Source organism: Mycobacterium sp. MMS18-G62 (assembly GCF_053877835.1).
Genome location: NZ_CM132662.1, coordinates 3,132,424 through 3,149,479 on the forward strand (window position 1 = coordinate 3,132,424; position 17,056 = coordinate 3,149,479).

17 protein-coding genes and 1 riboswitch are annotated in these 17,056 nt (G+C 65.3%); of the genes, 8 read left to right on the top strand and 9 right to left on the bottom strand.

The window, feature by feature from the left end; genetic code table 11:
• Nucleotides 1-3: 3 nt before the first annotated feature.
• Genes ACWW36_RS15600 through ACWW36_RS15610 form a run of 3 tightly spaced genes read right to left on the bottom strand, consistent with a single transcriptional unit; the run spans nucleotide 4 to nucleotide 3,543 of the window.
• The gene (locus ACWW36_RS15600; protein ID WP_456136916.1) at nucleotides 4-414 is read right to left on the bottom strand and encodes a VOC family protein; all 411 of its coding nucleotides are present in this window, start codon (nucleotides 412-414) and stop codon (nucleotides 4-6) included.
• A gap of 5 nt (nucleotides 415-419) precedes the next feature.
• Nucleotides 420-869 carry a helix-turn-helix transcriptional regulator gene (locus ACWW36_RS15605; protein ID WP_456136917.1) on the bottom strand — a complete coding sequence of 150 codons (450 nt, stop codon included), beginning with the start codon at nucleotides 867-869 and terminating at the stop codon, nucleotides 420-422.
• Nucleotides 870-873: 4 nt separating this feature from the next.
• Nucleotides 874-3,543, bottom strand: coding sequence for an FHA domain-containing protein (locus ACWW36_RS15610; protein ID WP_456136918.1), 2,670 nt, complete (start codon nucleotides 3,541-3,543; stop codon nucleotides 874-876).
• Nucleotides 3,544-3,578: 35 nt separating this feature from the next.
• Here ACWW36_RS15610 and ACWW36_RS15615 point away from each other — a divergent pair, with 35 nt between their 5' ends.
• Nucleotides 3,579-4,073, top strand: a complete 495-nt coding sequence (locus ACWW36_RS15615) for a TetR/AcrR family transcriptional regulator (RefSeq protein WP_456136919.1) — start codon at nucleotides 3,579-3,581, stop codon at nucleotides 4,071-4,073.
• Between the two features lie 71 nt (nucleotides 4,074-4,144).
• Nucleotides 4,145-4,609 carry a hypothetical protein gene (locus tag ACWW36_RS15620; RefSeq protein WP_456136920.1) on the top strand — a complete coding sequence of 155 codons (465 nt, stop codon included), beginning with the start codon at nucleotides 4,145-4,147 and terminating at the stop codon, nucleotides 4,607-4,609.
• On the opposite strand, the gene ACWW36_RS15625 is transcribed toward ACWW36_RS15620, so the two are convergent.
• A complete protein-coding gene (locus tag ACWW36_RS15625; RefSeq protein WP_456136921.1) occupies nucleotides 4,606-5,793 on the bottom strand; it encodes an NADH:flavin oxidoreductase in 1,188 nt (395 codons plus the stop codon). The two genes, ACWW36_RS15620 and ACWW36_RS15625, sit on opposite strands and share 4 nt — an antisense overlap.
• 28 nt (nucleotides 5,794-5,821) lie before the next feature.
• Here ACWW36_RS15625 and ACWW36_RS15630 point away from each other — a divergent pair, with 28 nt between their 5' ends.
• Together ACWW36_RS15630 and ACWW36_RS15635 are read left to right on the top strand one after the other, a co-directional pair.
• Nucleotides 5,822-6,673, top strand: coding sequence for a bifunctional methylenetetrahydrofolate dehydrogenase/methenyltetrahydrofolate cyclohydrolase (locus ACWW36_RS15630; RefSeq protein ID WP_456136922.1), 852 nt, complete (start codon nucleotides 5,822-5,824; stop codon nucleotides 6,671-6,673).
• Entirely contained in the window at nucleotides 6,670-6,963 is a 294-nt protein-coding gene (locus ACWW36_RS15635) for a DUF3017 domain-containing protein (RefSeq protein WP_456136923.1), read from the top strand. Before ACWW36_RS15630 ends, ACWW36_RS15635 begins: the two co-directional genes overlap by 4 nt.
• Nucleotides 6,964-7,083: 120 nt before the next feature.
• On the opposite strand, the gene ACWW36_RS15640 is transcribed toward ACWW36_RS15635, so the two are convergent.
• On the bottom strand, nucleotides 7,084-8,013 hold the full coding sequence (locus tag ACWW36_RS15640) for a hypothetical protein (RefSeq protein WP_456136924.1): 930 nt from the start codon (nucleotides 8,011-8,013) through the stop codon (nucleotides 7,084-7,086).
• A gap of 188 nt (nucleotides 8,014-8,201) precedes the next feature.
• On the opposite strand from ACWW36_RS15640, the gene ACWW36_RS15645 reads away from it, so the two are divergent.
• On the top strand, nucleotides 8,202-8,813 hold the full coding sequence (locus ACWW36_RS15645) for a TetR family transcriptional regulator (RefSeq protein ID WP_456136925.1): 612 nt from the start codon (nucleotides 8,202-8,204) through the stop codon (nucleotides 8,811-8,813).
• Nucleotides 8,813-10,327 carry an FAD-dependent monooxygenase gene (locus ACWW36_RS15650; RefSeq protein ID WP_456136926.1) on the top strand — a complete coding sequence of 505 codons (1,515 nt, stop codon included), beginning with the start codon at nucleotides 8,813-8,815 and terminating at the stop codon, nucleotides 10,325-10,327. Before ACWW36_RS15645 ends, ACWW36_RS15650 begins: the two co-directional genes overlap by 1 nt.
• Here the strand turns inward: ACWW36_RS15650 and ACWW36_RS15655 are convergent.
• Nucleotides 10,286-10,741: a nuclear transport factor 2 family protein gene (locus tag ACWW36_RS15655; RefSeq protein ID WP_456136927.1), complete on the bottom strand. Its 456-nt coding sequence runs from the start codon at nucleotides 10,739-10,741 to the stop codon at nucleotides 10,286-10,288. The two genes, ACWW36_RS15650 and ACWW36_RS15655, sit on opposite strands and share 42 nt — an antisense overlap.
• Nucleotides 10,742-10,794: 53 nt before the next feature.
• Between ACWW36_RS15655 and ACWW36_RS15660 the strand changes: the two genes are divergently transcribed.
• Nucleotides 10,795-11,310 carry a winged helix-turn-helix transcriptional regulator gene (locus ACWW36_RS15660; RefSeq protein WP_456136928.1) on the top strand — a complete coding sequence of 172 codons (516 nt, stop codon included), beginning with the start codon at nucleotides 10,795-10,797 and terminating at the stop codon, nucleotides 11,308-11,310.
• Here the strand turns inward: ACWW36_RS15660 and ACWW36_RS15665 are convergent.
• Genes ACWW36_RS15665 through ACWW36_RS15675 form a run of 3 tightly spaced genes read right to left on the bottom strand, consistent with a single transcriptional unit; the run spans nucleotide 11,279 to nucleotide 14,438 of the window.
• Nucleotides 11,279-12,007 (bottom strand): class I SAM-dependent methyltransferase, encoded by a 729-nt coding sequence (locus tag ACWW36_RS15665; RefSeq protein WP_456136929.1) that lies wholly within the window; start codon nucleotides 12,005-12,007, stop codon nucleotides 11,279-11,281. The genes ACWW36_RS15660 and ACWW36_RS15665 overlap by 32 nt on opposite strands.
• Complete coding sequence (metX, locus tag ACWW36_RS15670; protein WP_456136930.1) at nucleotides 12,004-13,125, bottom strand: homoserine O-acetyltransferase MetX; 1,122 nt, start codon at nucleotides 13,123-13,125, stop codon at nucleotides 12,004-12,006. The genes ACWW36_RS15665 and metX overlap by 4 nt, the downstream gene beginning before the upstream one ends.
• Nucleotides 13,122-14,438, bottom strand: a complete 1,317-nt coding sequence (locus ACWW36_RS15675) for a bifunctional o-acetylhomoserine/o-acetylserine sulfhydrylase (protein ID WP_456136931.1) — start codon at nucleotides 14,436-14,438, stop codon at nucleotides 13,122-13,124. The genes metX and ACWW36_RS15675 overlap by 4 nt, the downstream gene beginning before the upstream one ends.
• Nucleotides 14,439-14,483: 45 nt before the next feature.
• A riboswitch (SAM riboswitch) is annotated at nucleotides 14,484-14,603 on the bottom strand.
• Between the two features lie 179 nt (nucleotides 14,604-14,782).
• Here ACWW36_RS15675 and ACWW36_RS15680 point away from each other — a divergent pair.
• Nucleotides 14,783-17,020: an NADP-dependent isocitrate dehydrogenase gene (locus ACWW36_RS15680; protein WP_456136932.1), complete on the top strand. Its 2,238-nt coding sequence runs from the start codon at nucleotides 14,783-14,785 to the stop codon at nucleotides 17,018-17,020.
• The last annotated feature ends 36 nt before the right edge of the window (nucleotides 17,021-17,056 follow it).

Below are 17,056 nucleotides of genomic sequence, written 5' to 3' on the forward strand. Positions count from 1 at the left end.
GTGTCAGTGCAACTCCTGGATGCGGATCATGTTGCCGGCCGGATCGCGAAGAGCGCAGTCGCGAACCCCGTAGGGCTGCTCGGTCGGCTCCTGGACGACCTCGCCGTCGCCGGCCTGTACTCGCTCGAATGTGCCGTCGAGATCCTTGGTGGCCAGATTGACTTGAGCGTAGGTGCCCTTGGCCATCATCTCGTGGATCAGTCGGCGCTCGTCGTCGGTGAGTCCGGGCGTGGCGTCCGGCGGGTAGAGGACGATGTTCGTGTCGGGTTGGTTCGGCGGGCCGACCGTGATCCAGCGCATCTTGCCGCCTCCGACGTCGAGGCGGACCTCGAAGCCGAGGGTGTCGCGGTAGAACGCGAGGGAAACTTCTGGATCTTCGTGGGGGAGCATGCTCGAGTGAATGGTGATGTCCATGGCCCTCACGCTAAATGCAGCTTGACGGCTGGCGCTTCTCGATTCCTGATCGGTCTGGTGACTTGCTTCTCCAGGCATGCCGGAATGCCCGGAGTCTGACCCGCCGTCTGTTCTCGGTAGGCGCTGGGCGGCATCCCGACCAGCTCGTTGAAGCGCGTGCTGAACGTGCCCAGCGACGAGAAGCCCACCGCGAAACACACCTCGGTGACGGACATGTCGCCGCCGCGCAGCAGAGCCATCGCGCGTTCGATGCGCCGTGTCATGAGATACGAGTACGGGGATTCGCCGTAGGCGAGTTTGAACTGACGCGACAGGTGCCCGGCCGACATATGCGCGTCGCGGGCAAGCTTGTCGACGTCCAGCGGCTGCGCGTACTCGCGGTCGATACGGTCTTTGACGCGGCGCAGCCGCACCAGGTCGCGCAGGCGCTCCTCGTCGGAGGGTCTGGCAGTCACCGGGTCATCCGCCCTTGAGCCGGATCTTCCAGCGCACGAAGCTCAGATATCCGACGCAGATCGCGCCGAGCATGGCCATGTTGAACCACCACGCACCCGGGGTGTGCCGCCAATGCGAATCCTGCGGAGTCAGCGGACCGGGGACGAGTCTGAGCAGGTCGATCGTCGACGCGGTAGTGGCGAATCCCCACCGCGCCGGCGTGAACCACGACAACTGGTCGAGCACTACGCGGCCGGTCACCGGGATCATGCCGCCCTGGAACACCAGCTGCGACATGATCGCGATCACCAGCAGCGGCATGATCTGTTCGTTCGACTTGGCCAGCGCCGAGAGTGCCAGGCCGGTCATCGCCGCTGCCACACAGCAGGCCGCGACGTCGACGTACAGCTCCAAAGTCCGAGGAGGTATCACCGCACCGCTTGTCACGGCCCCAGGGCCCCACTTCTTGCCCCACACGTTGATGCCGACGACGATCGCCGACTGCAGCAACGCGAACCCGGCGAAGACGAAGACCTTGGCCAAGATGTACGCAGTTGTGGACAGCCCGACCGCTTGCTCACGCAGGAAGATCGCTCGCTCACCGATGAGGGCGCGGATCGTCAACGCGGTGCCCATGAAGATGGCACCCACGTTGAGCAGAACCAGGATCTGGCCCGGCTCGTTCGGCGCCTCGCCACCCTGTATCGCGGGAACGGGGACGCCGAACCCGACGTCGCCGGGCACTGACAGCGACAGCACACCCATGATGAATGGCAGGAACGCCAGGAAGACGAAGTAACCGCGATCGGACACGATCAGCCGCATCTGGCGACGAGAGATCGTCGAGAATTGTTTTCGCAGGCTGGTTTTCGTGGGCGCGCCGAGGTCCGTCGGTTGTTGCGCCGCCGGCTGCGGGGGCGGAGGGCCGTGCTGGGCGATGAACCGCTGGTTGGCCGCGTCGGGGTCGCTGGCGACGGTGCTGAAGATGTCGGCCCAGTTGGTGGTGCCCATCGACGGGCCGATTTGGTCGGGCGGACCATAGAACGCCGTCTTGCCGCCGGGGGCCAGCAGCAGAACCTGATCGCACACGTCGAGGTAGGTCAGTGAGTGCGTGACCACCAGCACCACGCGGCCGGCGTCGGCAAGCTGGCGCAGCATCGTCATCACCTGGCGGTCCAGCGCAGGGTCCAGACCAGAGGTCGGCTCGTCGAGGATCAGCAGCGACGGGCCGGTCAGCAGCTCCAGCGCCACCGAGGCGCGCTTGCGCTGGCCGCCCGAGAGCTTGTCAACGCGGGTGTCCAGGTGCTTGGTCATCTCGAGTTCCTCGAGCACCTGCATCACGACTTGCTCCCGGTCGGCCTTGTTCGTATCGGGTGGCAGCCTGAGTTCTGCCGCGTACATCAGCGCCTGCCGAACCGTCAGCTGTCCGTGCACGACGTCGTCCTGCGGCACCATCCCGATCCGGGAGCGCAGCGAGGCGTACTCGGCGTGGACGTCGTGTCCTTCGAACGACACCGTGCCCGTCGTCGGGTGGGTGTAGCCAGCCACCAGCCGGGCGAACGTCGACTTGCCAGCACCCGACGGCCCGATAACCGCGGTCAGCATGCCGGGGCGCGCGGCGACCGAGATGTTGTCCAGCAGCGTCTTGTTGCCCTCGATCGTCCACGTCACGCCGTGGACTTCGAGCCCGCCGGTGCGGGTCGCGGCCTCGGTTTCGGTGCGACGCACCAGCGTTCCGCCGGAAAACACGAGGTCGACGTTGCCGATCGTGACGGTGTCGCCGTCGCGCAGCACCGCCGACTCAATGCGCGCACCGTTGACGAATGTGCCGTTGATGCTTCGGTTGTCGATGATCTCGGTGCCGACGGCAGCCGGTACCAACGTCGCGTGGTGACGCGACGCGAGCACGTCGGGGATGACGATGTCGTTGTCGGTGGCCCGACCGATCTTGATCGACCCCGGCGGCGCCTTCGGAGGGCTCCCGGGCCGCAGGATCTTGAGCATGCTCGTCGCGAGGTTGCCCTCACTCGTGCGCGGAGCGGCGGTCGGACCCATCGCGGTGACCGACTCCAGCGACGGCGACGAGATCGGCACCGCCGGGGCCGACACCACCGAGGCCGGCGCCGCGGTACTCGGTGCATGCGCAGCCGGGGCGCTCGGATATCCGGACTGGGGACCCGAGGGATATCTCGGTTGCGAGGTGGACGGATGGCCCGACTGCGGGCCGGACGGATACATCGGCTGCGGGTGCGACGTCGCAGGCTGCGGGATCTGTGGCCGCGATGTGTGCGGCGGCGGCGGTGTCTGGGTGGGCCACGACGCAGGTCGCGCGGCCACCGGCACCGACGTGGTCTGCGGCGGCGTGCCCGCCGATCCCTGGTGGCGGCCCACCTCGAACGTGAGGCGCGGGCCGTCGGGATTGCCGATGTTGATCTGCTGGCCGTCGTGAATGTCGACGGCGGGCACGCGGCGGCCGTTGACGAACATCCCGTTGAGGCTGCCGTTGTCGATCGCTACCCAGCGGCCCTGGTCGAATCGCACCACCAGGTGCGCACGAGAAATCAGCGGGTGGGCAATGCGGACGTCGGCGCGCAGGTCTCGGCCAATGACGACATCGTTGCCGGGTGCGAAGGTCCGCGTAGAGCCGTCGTACCGAACGGTCAGCGCGGCTGGTGCTGGTCGGCTCATCGGCACCAACTCTATCCGCAACGCCGCCGCATGCGGACGCAGTGCAGTGGGCGCGTCAGGACGCGGCCGGCAGGCGCCAACGCGCAGTGTCGGTGATCTGTTGCAGCGCCGCCACCCGGTCACCGCGAATCGTGATGATGTGGGCGAACGCCGCGTCGACCGAAGAGGACCCGTCGCGGGCCGCGTTGTGCGGTGAACTGCGGATCCGCACCGAAGCGCGATGTGTCGCGGGCGCCCGGTTCACCGTGCAGTGGTGCCATGAGCACCCACGTGACGCACAGGTGCTGCTGGTCGGCGCTGACGCGCTGGGGCTGGCGCAGTGGCCGCAGGAGTTGGTGGTCCGCAGGAGACGTTTGCACCGCAAATTACGCAGGACCTTGTCTGGCTTGCAGGCGGACCCCGACCGTGTGAACGCCGCCCTGATCGACATCCCCTATGCGGTCGTGCGTCGCCACTTGCTGTCCGGTGCCTCCATCCCCGCGAGCACCGATGCGATTGTCGAAGATTGCGCGCGGGCGCTCATCCCGCATAGTTAATTCGTGTGCCGTGATTCGGCGAGTCGGGTTGTGCGTCGGTATGCAGCGTGATCTGCTATGTAGTGGTCACCATGAACGAGATGACGCGCAGGCCGGGCAAACCCGGTCGCTTGACGCTTGCGACAATTTTGGGCGGTGTCGCGGCGAGCACATTTTCGGGCGTGATCGGTTTGCTCCCGTCCGCCGGTGCGCAGCCAGAATCGTTCTCAATCGACGATCGCGGATTCATCAACACGGCGGCGCGCTGCGAAAAGCCGAAGTTCGCCGTTGCCATCGGCCGTACTGATCAATCGCTGGTGGCGATCTGCGTCGACGGGCGCGGGCATTACGAGTATCACGGCATGCGGCTGAAGGACCGATCGGTGCTGACGGTTCCGGCCAAGCCCACGGCCGATGGCAAGTTCATCATCGAGAACGCGGGCTTCACCTATACGTTCTCGCCGAAGGAACTTGCAATTGCCCAGGGGCCGCGCGTGATCCGCACAGAAGCGATGGTCGCCTACGTCGAGCCGCGAATGGCGTCAGAGGCGCCTTAGCCCGGCGAGCCGGTCACCACGCAGTGGGTGTGGCTGTAGATCGTGGCCATGCACTGGTTGCAGTGCGTGCACTTGGAGAAAACCGAATGCGCGTCGCCGTCGGCCTGAATCCGGTTGATCAAGTCGGGCTCGGCCAGTAGTGCCCGTCCCATCGCGACGAAGTCGAAGCCTTCGGCCATCGCGAGGTCCATGGTTTCGCGGTTGGTGATGCCGCCGAGCAGGATCAGCGGCATCTTCAATTCGGCGCGGAACAGTTTGGCGTCGCGCAGGAGATAGGCCTCGCGGTAGGGATATTCGCGGAAGAACTTCTTGCCGGTCATCCGGATGCCCCACCGCAGCGGCGGTTTGAACGCTTCCGCGAATTGTTTGACGGGCGCATCGCCGCGGAACAGGTACATAGGGTTGACCAAGGAACTGCCCGCGGTGAGCTCGATGGCGTCAAGGCCGCCGTCCTCTTCGAGCCATTTGGCGGTCTGCACTGACTCGTCGGTGGAGATGCCAGCGCGCACGCCGTCGGACATGTTCAGTTTGGCCGTCACCGCGATCTGGTCTTTCACCGCGCGCCGAACCGCCATGACCATGCCGCGTGCCACCTTGGCGCGGTTCTCGAGCGACCCGCCGAACTCGTCGTCGCGTCGGTTGATCAGCGGGCTGAGAAACGAGCTTGCGAAATAGTTATGGCCCAAATGGATTTCGACCGCGTCGAAGCCGGCGTCAATCGCATACCGAGCCGCGGCGGCGTGCGCGTCGATGACGTCCTTGATGTCGTCTTTGGTGGCCTTCTTCGCGAAGCGCATGGAGAGCGGGTTGAAGAACCGCACCGGCGCGTACGCCGTCGCCTTCGTCGAGCGGGCATTGGCCACGGGCCCGGCATGACCGATTTGCGCGCTGATCGCGGCGCCCTCTGCGTGGATGGCCGCCGTGAGTTTCTGCAGCCCGGGGATGGCCTCGGGACGCCACCAGATCACGTTGCCCTCGGTGCGCCCACCTTTCGTCACCGCCAGGTACGCGACGGTCGTCATCCCGACGCCGCCGGCGGCGGGCAGCCGGTGATAGGTGATCAGGTCGTCGGTGACGAGCGCGTTTGGCGTCGACGCCTCGAATGTCGCGGCCTTGATAATGCGGTTGCGCAGCGTCACCGGGCCGAGTTTGGCCGGGGTGAACACATTGGGCTGAGTGTTCATAGCAGGGGAGCCTGCCACAATGGTCGCCGTGGGTGCGATCACACTGGACGGCAAGGCCACGCGCGACGAGATTTTCGTCGATCTCACCGAACGGGTCGCGGCGCTTACCGCCGCTGGACGGACGCCCGGTCTGGGCACCGTGCTCGTCGGCGACGACCCTGGCTCACACGCTTACGTGCGAGGCAAGCACGCAGACTGCGCGAAGGTCGGCATCAATTCGATCCGCCGCGACCTGCCTGCCGACATCAGCCAGGCCAAGCTCGACGAGACGATCGACGAGTTGAACGCCAACCCCGAGTGCACGGGGTACATCGTGCAGCTGCCGCTGCCTAAGCACCTCAACGAGAACGCGGCGCTGGAGCGCGTCGACCCAGGCAAGGACGCCGACGGTCTGCATCCGACGAACCTCGGCCGGTTGGTACTCAACGAACCCGCGCCGCTGCCGTGCACGCCCCGCGGGATCGTGCACCTGCTGCGCCGCTACGAGGTCGAGATCGCAGGCGCGCATGTCGTGGTCATCGGCCGCGGTGTCACGGTCGGTCGCCCGCTGGGCCTGTTGCTCACCCGGCGATCCGAGAACGCGACAGTGACGTTGTGCCACACCGCAACTCGGCATCTGCCGCAGTTGACGCGCGAGGCCGACATCATCATCGCAGCCGCGGGTGTGCCGCACATGGTGACCGCGGAGATGGTGCGTCCCGGCGCGGCCGTCGTCGATGTCGGTGTCAGTCGTGACGACGCGGGCAAGCTGGTCGGCGACGTGCATCCCGACGTCTGGGACGTCGCGGGCCATGTGTCGCCAAACCCGGGCGGGGTCGGTCCGTTGACTCGGGCGTTCCTGCTGACCAACGTCGTTGAGCGGGCAGAAGTCTTGCAGTGACCGTTCGCGAGTTCGCCCGCAAGGTGTTCGGTGGGCAGTGGCCGATACTCGTGGTCGGACTGATTTTCATCGCCGCGTTCGGCCTGGTGGTCGCTGGCTACTGGCGTCGAGGCGCCTTGGTGCTCGCGATCGGTGTGGGTGTGGCCGCGGCCTTTCGGCTCGCGCTGCCCGAGGACCGCGCGGGGCTGCTGGCGGTGCGAAGCAGGATGCTCGACTTCGTCACGACTGCGACGGTCAGCGCGGCCATGCTCTATGTCGCCTGGACGATCGACCCGCTGGGCACCAGCTAGCTTTCGCGCTGGGTGCGCCGTTGCATTCCTCGTCTACACCTGGCCGAATTACCGTTGTTGAGATACCTGGTGAATCAAGTGAGCCACGACCCTTGGACTGCCGAATCTGACTCCCGAAAGCTAGGCGATCGCGCGCCAGATGGTCTCCATGCTGGCTGTCTGAGTGTCCGCGATTGTCTGAATCGTTGCTCGCAAATCGTGCATCATGCCTTCGAATTGCTGCATGAATTCCAGCTGGCCCTCGGGAGACTTCGTGAACGCTTCTTGACGTGCGCGCTCCATTTCCGCTGCGGCTTCTTCCGATGCCGCGATCATGTCCGATTGCGAGCTCGTGAGCCCCGAGAGTGCGGACCCTATCGACGACCACTTTGTCGAATCGGCCAACTTGGTAATCGTGCTGATCTGCTCCGACTGCTTCGCAATGAGTTCCTCATTGGTCGTCTTGCTTTTTAAGACGAGCGTGCTCATGTCTTCGCGCACCTTTTCGGCCGTTCCGGTCCGGAGGGCGGCGAGGGCCGCGGCTTCTTCAGCGGCCACTGTCTTCTGCCATTCCAGCGTCTCAGCGGCTAAGTTTCGCGACGCGACCAGTGCAGCCTTTTCGGTCGCCAAGTCGGCATCGACTAATTCCTGTTGCGCGCCGGCTCCGCCGTCCTGCGCACGTTCCGATATTGCGGCAGCCTCTTTCGTGGCGAGTGCATCGCTTTCCAGCTGCGCCACCTTTGCGGCTTCGCCTGACGTCTCGGCTTCGGTTTCCTGCCACGCGCGTTCCTCGGACTCCGCGTCCGCCTTCGCGTCGGGCTCGGACCCGACCTTCGAGTCAGGCTCGGACCCGACCTTGGAATCGGGTGCATCGGCGGGTCCGGCGTTCGCTGCTGTAGCTGCGTCTGATCCTGCATTGTCGGTAGGAGCGTTGTCCTGTTGGGGGCCGGGCGCCGCTGACGAATCCGAATCGGTGGGTTCGGCAAACGCGATTGCTGGTGTCAACGCGATCGCAACGCCGACGCTCGCGCCGACGGCGGCCATAAAGATGCTTTGTAATTCGTATTTCATGTGCCATGGCCCCTTCGCCAGACGAGCGGTTCGTCGTCTGCCACGGCAAACTCACACTGACAGTAGCTAGTAATTGGCGACCGCGACAGTAAATCGGTGATTGGTGCGGTTCGTGCCTGCCGCACCTTGATAACTTTGCCTGACGGGCAATCTTGCCCGGCGTGCAAGATTTGGTTACCGTGGTCTGCGTGAGCGAAACACTGGGACTTCGGGAGCGCAAGAAGCTCGGCACCCGTTGGGCGCTGAGCGACGCCGCCCTGGAACTCGCGTTGGAACGAGGGCTCGAGAACGTCACTCGCGAAGACATCGCCAACAGGGCCGGCGTATCGCTGCGGACGTTCAACAACTACTTCACGGGCAAGTACGAGGCGGTGGCCTTCCGGCAGGTCGATCGAACGCGACAGAGCCTCGCGGCGTTCCGTGAGCGACCCGCCGACGAGCCGTTGTGGTCGGCGATCACGGAGGCGATGCTTGCGCCGCTGGAAGCCGAGGGCGCCGCGGACATGCGGCCGACCCCGGAAGAGCTGGCCGTGATCCGGGAACTCCTATCCGCTCGTGATCTGCGTGCCGCGCTCACAAGGGACGTGCTCGCCGACTGGGTCGACGCGATCGCGGAACGCACCGGGACCGATCCGGCGCGCGATATGTACCCACGATTGGTAACTGCCGTCGTCAGGGCAGTTGGTGAGACGGCGATGGAGGCCTACGCCAATGCCGATCCGCCCGTGGCCTATACCGAACTCCTTCGTCGTGGCCTCGCCGACGTCGCTGCCGGACTACCCGAACCAGGAGCACACTGATGCCCGAATCCGTCGTCATTTCAGGAGCAGGCCCGAACGGGCTGATGCTCGCGTGCGAACTCGCACTTGCTGGTGTCAGGCCCATCGTGCTGGAGCGTCTGCCCGCACCCAGCGATGAGCCGAAGGCCAACGGCCTTGTCGGGCAGGTGATTCGGCTACTCGACATGCGTGGCCTGTACCAGCGGCTCAGTGGTTCAGACGATTCGCCACACCCCGTGTACGAGTGGATCTTCAGTGGTATGTCCGTGCCGTTGTTCGGCGTCCCCGACAATCCGATATACGCACTGATGATCCCGCAGCCTCGGCTCGTCCAACTGCTCGACGCGCATGCCCGCGAGCTCGGCGTAGAAGTACGGTGGGGACACGAGCTGATCGGGGTCGAATCTTGTTCGGACAGTGCGAAAGTCAGCGTCTCGACGGCCGATGAGACGTACACGCTCGAAGCGACTTACCTTGTGGGCGCCGACGGTGGACGCAGCACTGTGCGAAAGTTGGCAGGCATCGAATTTCCTGGCCACACGTCGAACACCGTCGCCCGCATCGCGCACGTCCGCGTCCCTGACGAAATGCTCACCGCCAACGGCGCTCTCGACGTGCCCGGCGTGGGGACACTGCCGTTCGGCCATAACCGACTCGACCGCGGTGGGCTCATCTATGCGCCGTTCGAACGTGATCGCCAGATGGTCGGCACCATCGAGTACGACCAGTACGCGGACGAATCCGAGCCCATGTCCCTCGATGAGCTACGCGACAGCGCCCGTCGGGTGCTCGGTGTCGATCTACCCATCGAGCCGCCCATCGGTGACGGACCGCATGCCTTGCGCCGCATCGCCGGCCAGAACACTCGTCAGGCAGACCGATACCGCGCCGGAAACATCTTCCTGCTCGGTGATTCCGCGCATGTGCATTCCGCGATGGGTGGACCCGGTCTGAACCTGGGTCTGCAGGACGCGATGAACCTCGGCTGGAAACTGGCTGCCGCGGTCAACGGCTGGGCGCCCGCCGATCTGCTCGACACCTATCACAGCGAGCGGTATCCCGTTGGCGAGCGGGTGATGATGCAGTCGATGTCTCAGACCGCCCTTTTCGGCCCTGGACCCGAGATCGCAGCGCTGCGTGACCTTTTCAAGGAGCTATTGCAGCTGCCGAGCGTCGCGGAACACATGGCACATCTGCTCGCCGGCTCCGACGTCCGCTACGACGTGGGCGATGAGCATCCACTTGCGGGACGGCTTGTGCCCGACTTGACCCTCGACGACGGGCGACGTGTCGCCGCGCTGTTACACGCCGGGCGTCCACTGGTGCTGGACTTCGTAGGCGGTAAGCCGGCTGCGGCCGCACAGGATTGGGCAGACCGCGTGGACACGGTGGTGAGTTCGATCGACGATTATCCAGTGCGCGCCATGCTGATTCGGCCCGACGGCTACGTCGCCTGGGCGGCGAACACTTTCGAGGACGACGACGAAGGCCGGCTACGCGTGGCGCTGGCCCGCTGGTTCGGGCCTGCGGCGTAGCGCCCGGCGGACCACGCCGGGATGCCGGGCGAGCTTGGGTCCGAGCAGCAGGGTGAACAGTATGGTCGCCAGCAAGGGCCGCAGATGAGGCCGAATACGGCTGATCCGCCCGGCGTCGTCGAGTCCGAGCACCATCGCATCCGTGATCGTCACGCCGGCGATCCGCGCATCGCTCACCGCGACCCGCGTGGACCCGTCGCCGATCACCTCGCGCCAGACCAAGCCAGTCAGCCCGCCGTAGACCGCGCCGAGCAGCACCCGCAGGTCTTCGCGACCGCGGAACACCATCCGCCCAGACAGCGGCGAAACCAGCTCGGCATCGGCCGCCAGCGCGCCGACGATTCCCTCGATGTCGTTGCGCCGGGTCGCATCGCAGAACCGGGCCACCGCGTCCTTCGTTTCCATCAGAGCCATGAAACCCACCGTAAACAGCTAAGTTGCAAAAAGCAATGGACTATCATGGCGGCATGCCGAAGCAGTCGTTTGCGGACATCTCGTGTTCGATCGCACGCGCTGTCGACGTGGTGGGCCAGCGGTGGACGCCGCTGATCCTGCGCGACCTGTTCGCCGGGATGACCCGGTTCGAGGACATCCGGCGCGACCTCGGTATCGCGTCCAACGTGCTCGCCGCGCGCCTGGAGGATCTGGAGCGCCACGACATCGTCGAACGTCGTCGATACCAGTCAATGCCGGTGCGACATGAATACGTGCTCACCGAAAAGGGTCGTGACCTTTATCCAGTCATCGCCACGCTGCTGGCGTGGGGTGACAAGTGGCTGGCCGACTCCGATGGCCCGCCCGCGCTGACCCGCCACGCCGACTGCGGACACGTCACAACCGCGAAGACCGTCTGCGCCGAATGCGGTGGAGAACTCAACGCCGCCAACGCAATTCCCGCCGCGGGACCCGGTGCCAAGCCAGGTCCGGGCACCGCGCTCATCGGCAACTACATCAGCTCAGCGTCGCGCGGACGCACACCGTGACATAGGGCAGCGCCAGCCCGTTGGTGTTGGCCAAGGCCGGGTGGGTGGCCAACAGTTCACGGACACGGTCGAGCGTGCGCGTGCGCACCTTCTCCGGCGAGGTGATGCAGTAACTGCGAGACGCGACGAGGTCGATAAGCGCCTGCGGTGTCAGGTAATTCGTCCACTCGACCTTGTGATGCTCGACATCGGCGAACACGTCGGGAAGCGTTGTGTCCTCGTTGAACTGCGCGTCCTCGTGGCCGATGATGCGGCCCAAGTCCTTGACCCAGCCGAGCCGCTCGTCGCGAGCGTTCCACACGAGGCCCAGCCCCCCGCCCGGGCGTAGTACCCGCGCGACCTCCTTGACGGCGAGCTCGGTGTCGAACCAGTGCCAGGCCTGCGCGACGAGTACGGCGTCGACGCTGTCGTCGGGCAGCGGTATCTCTTCGGCAGTGCCCAGCAGTGCAGGCGTGTCGGGCAGTGAATTGCTCAGCAGCTCGAGCATTTCCGGGATCGGGTCGACCGCGACGACATCGAGTCCGCGTTCGACGAGCCGGGTGGTCAGCTTGCCGGTGCCCGCCCCTAGATCGAGGACGTCGCGGGCGCCGGAAGGCAGCAGCCAATCGATCGCCTCTGGTGGATAGGAGGGCCGGCCCCGCTCGTATGCCGCGGCTTCCGCGCCGAAGGACAGTGAGCGTTGCCTCGATCGGGTCACCGTGCGGCCAACTCCAACGTCTCGCGGATCAATTTCCCGACCGCCTCGGTCTCCAGCAGAAATCCGTCGTGACCGTAGATCGAGTCGATCAGGTTCAACCCCGTACAACCTGGCAACAGCTCGGCTAATTCCTGCTGCAGCCGAAGCGGGTACAGCCGGTCGGAGGTGATGCCGCCGACGACCACCGGCACGGGACAGTTGCGCAGGGCGGCTTCCACGCCGCCGCGGCCCCGGCCCACGTCGTGGCTGGACAGCGCCTCCGTCAGCGCGACATACGTGCCTGCGTCGAAACGCGCCAGCAGCTTGCGGCCTTGATACTCGAGGTAGCTCTGCACGGCATATCGGCCACCCGTCAAAGGGTTTTCGTCGCCCTGCGGGTCGTTGCCGAACCGGCTGTCCAGCTCAGCCTCACCCCGATACGTCAAGTGCGCGAAGCGCCTGGCGATCTCCATGCCCAGATCGGGCGAGCGGCCGGTGCCGTAATAGTCGCCGTTGCACCAGTTCGGATCGGACTTGATCGCGGCGACCTGTGTGCTCTGGGTGCCGATCTGGTCGGCGGTCGCGCGCGCCCCGACGGCCAGCACCAACGCCGAGCGCACCTTGTCCGGATGGCTGACGACCCACTCCAACGCGCGAGCGCCGCCCATCGAGCCGCCCACCACCGCGGCGACCTCAGTGATGCCCAGCGCCGCAAGCGCCGCGACGTCGGCCTCGACCTGGTCGCGCACGGACGTCAACGGAAACCTTGAGCCCCAAGGCTTTCCGTCGGGGGCGATCGAACTGGGACCCGTCGACCCGCGAAAGCCGCCCAGCACGTTGGTGGCAATCGCACACCACCGGTCGGTATCGATCGGGGCACCGGGTCCGGCTACGCCTTCCCACCAGCCTTCTGTCTCGTCGCCTGGACCCGTCGGCCCGGTGACGTGCGAGTCGCCTGTCAGCGCATGCAGCACCACCACCACGTTGTCGCGGTTCGGCGACAGCTCGCCCCATCGCTGTACCGCGATCGTGACGTCGTCGATGACGGCGCCGTTCTCCAAAGTGATTGAGCCGATGTCGACAAGCCCGACTTCACCCTCGGCCGGCAGCGTCGCGGTAGACACGTCGAAGACCGTCATGACGCCGCCCGGAACGGTTTAGCCGCCGCGAATCCCTGCTCGAGGTCGGCGATGATGTCGTCGATTCCCTCGATGCCGACCGCGAGCCGCACCAACCCGGGCGTGACTCCTGTGGCCAACTGTTCCTCGGGCGTGAGCTGGGCGTGCGTCGTCGACGCCGGATGAATGACCAGCGACCGCACGTCTCCGATGTTGGCCACATGGCTGTGCAGCGTCAGAGCGTTGACGAACGCCTTGCCTGCGTCGACCCCACCGGCCAGCTCGAAGGCCAGCACCGCGCCGGTTCCCTTCGGCGCCAGCTTCTTTCCGAGCTCGTACCACGGCGAAGTGGGCAGCCCGGCATAGTTCACCGAGATCACGTCCTCGTGCCCGGCCAGATACTCGGCCACCTTCTGCGCATTCTCCACATGTCGCTCAACGCGCAGGCTCAGCGTCTCCAATCCCTGCGCGATCAGGAACGCGTTGAACGGCGCGGCGGCCGAACCGAGATCGCGCAGCAACTGCACCCGTGCCTTGAGAGCGAACGCCGGCGGGCCCAGCTCGGCGAAGATCACGCCGTGGTAGCTCGGGTCGGGGGTGGTGAAGCCGGGGAACTTGCCGTTGGTCCAGTCGAATGTGCCGCCGTCGACGATCACACCGGCGATCGCCGAGCCGTGCCCGCCGAGGTACTTCGTCGCCGAATGCACGACGATGTCCGCGCCGTGGCTAAGTGGCTGGATCAGGTACGGGGTGGCGACGGTGTTGTCGACGATCAACGGCACACCGGCGTCGTGCGCGACCGCCGCGACGTTGGGGATGTCGAGGATGTCGTTCTGCGGGTTGGAGATGGTCTCGGCGAAGAACGCCTTGGTGTTCGGCCGCACCGCAGCGCGCCAGGAGTCGAGGTCGTCCGGGTTCTCCACGAAGCTGACTTCGATGCCGAGCTTGGGCAGCGTGTAGTGGAACAGGTTGTACGTGCCGCCGTAGAGCCGCGGGCTGGACACGATGTGGTCCCCCGCGTTGGCGAGGTTGAGGAGGGCGAAGGTTTCCGCGGCCTGGCCGGAGGCGAGGAACAACGCCGCGACGCCGCCCTCCAGCGCGGCGATGCGCTGTTCGACGACGTCCTGCGTCGGGTTCATGATCCGCGTGTAGATGTTGCCCGTTTCGGCAAGGCCGAACAGCGCGGCGGCGTGGTCGGTGTCGCGGAACGTGTAGCTGGTGGTCTGGTAGATCGGCAACGCGCGGGCATTGGTCGCGGCGTCGGGCGTCTGACCGGCGTGGATCTGCTTGGTTTCGAACGACCAGTGCGCGGTCGGATCTTCTGGCGTGCTCATGCGAAACGGACCTCCGTCTGTCTTCTCTGGGGGCCCGTCTCAACGGACCCGCGCTTGCCGGTAGCCGGGTTGGGGCTACTCAACCTGGTCATCACCCGGGGCACCCCACCGCGGTTGGAGGGTTGCCGGCCAGCAAGCCGGGGCTAAACGCTGGCACTCATGACCGAAGAGAAGAGTATCGCATGCCGCTGACTGGGTGCCACCGGCGCGTTTGTTCTCAGTCGGTCACGGTTCTGCAGCGAAGAAGCTACTGGTCAGTAGCCAAAGCTGGCCCTTCGCGCCCGCAGCACTGCTTGTAGTCTGGCGCCGTTGAATGCGACCGAATCTGACGTGGGAGAACAGCCATGAGCGCCGAGCAGCCGACCATCATCTACACGCTGACCGACGAAGCGCCGCTGCTTGCGACCTACGCGTTCCTTCCGATCATCCGGACCTTCACCGAGCCCGCGGGGATCAACGTCGAAAGCAGTGACATCTCGGTCGCGGCGCGCATCCTGTCCGAGTTCTCCGACCGCTTGACCGACGAGCAGAAGGTGCCCGACAACCTGGCCCGACTGGGTGAGCTCACGCAGGACCCGGAGACCAACATCATCAAGCTGCCCAACATCAGCGCCTCGGTGCCCCAATTGCTGGCCGCCATCAAGGAGTTGAAGGCCAAGGGCTACGACATCCCTGACTACCCAGGAGATCCGAAGTCCGACGAGGACAAGAAGATCAAGGAGCGCTACGCCAAGGTTCTCGGTAGCGCGGTCAATCCTGTTCTGCGGCAAGGCAATTCGGACCGTCGCGCGCCAAAGGCCGTCAAAGAGTACGCGCGCAAACACCCGCACAGCATGAGCAAGTGGTCGCAGGCCTCCCGCACCCATGTGGCCACCATGAGGGGCGGCGACTTCTACCACGGCGAGAAGTCGATGACGCTCGACAAGGCGCGCAACGTCAAGATGGTGCTCGAAACCAAGCGCGGCGAGACCATCGTGCTCAAGCCCGAGGTCAAGCTCGACGAGGGCGACATCATCGACAGCATGTTCATGAGCAAGAAGGCGCTGTGCGACTTCTACGAAGAACAGATCCAGGACGCGTACGAGACCGGCGTGATGTTCTCCCTGCACGTCAAGGCGACGATGATGAAGGTGTCACACCCCATCGTGTTCGGCCACGCGGTGAAGGTCTTCTACAAGGACGCGTTCGCCAAGCACCAGGAGCTGTTCGACGAACTGGGCGTCAACGTCAACAACGGGATGTCCGACCTGTACGACAAGATCGAGTCGCTGCCGGCGTCGCTGCGCGAAGAGATCATCCAGGACATCCACGCCGTCCACGAACACCGGCCAGAACTGGCCATGGTCGATTCGGCCAGGGGCATCACGAACTTCCACTCACCCAGCGATGTGATCGTCGACGCGTCGATGCCCGCCATGATCCGGCTGGGCGGCAAGATGTACGGCGCCGACGGCCGGACCAAGGACACCAAGGCGGTGAACCCCGAGTCCACGTTCTCCCGCATCTATCAGGAGATGATCAACTGGTGTAAGACCAACGGCCAGTTCGACCCGACGACCATGGGCACCGTGCCGAACGTCGGTCTGATGGCCCAGCAGGCCGAGGAGTACGGCTCGCACGACAAGACGTTCGAGATTCCCGAAGACGGCGCCGCCAACATCGTCGACATCGACACCGGCGAGGTGCTGCTGACGCAGAACGTCGAAACCGGTGACATCTGGCGCATGCCGGTCGTCAAGGACGCACCGATCCGGGACTGGGTGAAACTGGCCGTGACCCGCGCGCGTGCGTCGGGCATGACGGTGGTGTTCTGGCTAGATACCGAACGTCCGCACGAGGCCGAGCTGCGCAACAAGGTGAAGGCCTACTTGAAGGACCACGACACCGAGGGCCTGCACATCCAGATCATGCCGCAGGTGTGGGCCATGCGGTACACGCTGGAGCGCGTCGTCCGCGGACAGGACACCATCGCCGCGACCGGCAACATCCTGCGCGACTACCTGACCGACCTGTTCCCGATCCTGGAGCTGGGCACCAGCGCCAAGATGCTGTCCATCGTTCCGCTGATGGCTGGCGGCGGAATGTACGAGACGGGGGCGGGCGGTTCGGCGCCCAAGCACGTCCACCAGCTGGTGGAGGAGAATCACCTGCGCTGGGATTCGCTCGGTGAATACCTAGCGCTGGGCGCCTGTTTCGAAGATCTGGGCCGCAAGACCGACAACGAGCGGGCCACGCTTCTTGGGAAGACGCTCGACTCCGCGATCGGAAAGCTGTTGGAGAACAACAAGAGCCCGTCGCGCAAGACCGGCGAGCTCGACAACCGGGGCAGCCAGTTCTACCTCGCCATGTACTGGGCGCAAGAACTCGCGGAGCAGACCGACGACAAAGAACTGGCCGATCACTTCGCCTCGCTGGCGAAGACGTTGGCGGAGAACGAGGACACCATCCTCTCCGAACTCGCTGAGGTGCAAGGCAATTCGGTAGATATCGGCGGCTACTACTACCCGGACCGGGAGAAGACCACGTCGGTGATGCGGCCGAGCAAGACGCTCAACGCGTTGTTGGAAGGCGCGCAGGGCTGACGGTCGGCTCGATCGCCGACAACCTCGAGAAGGCGC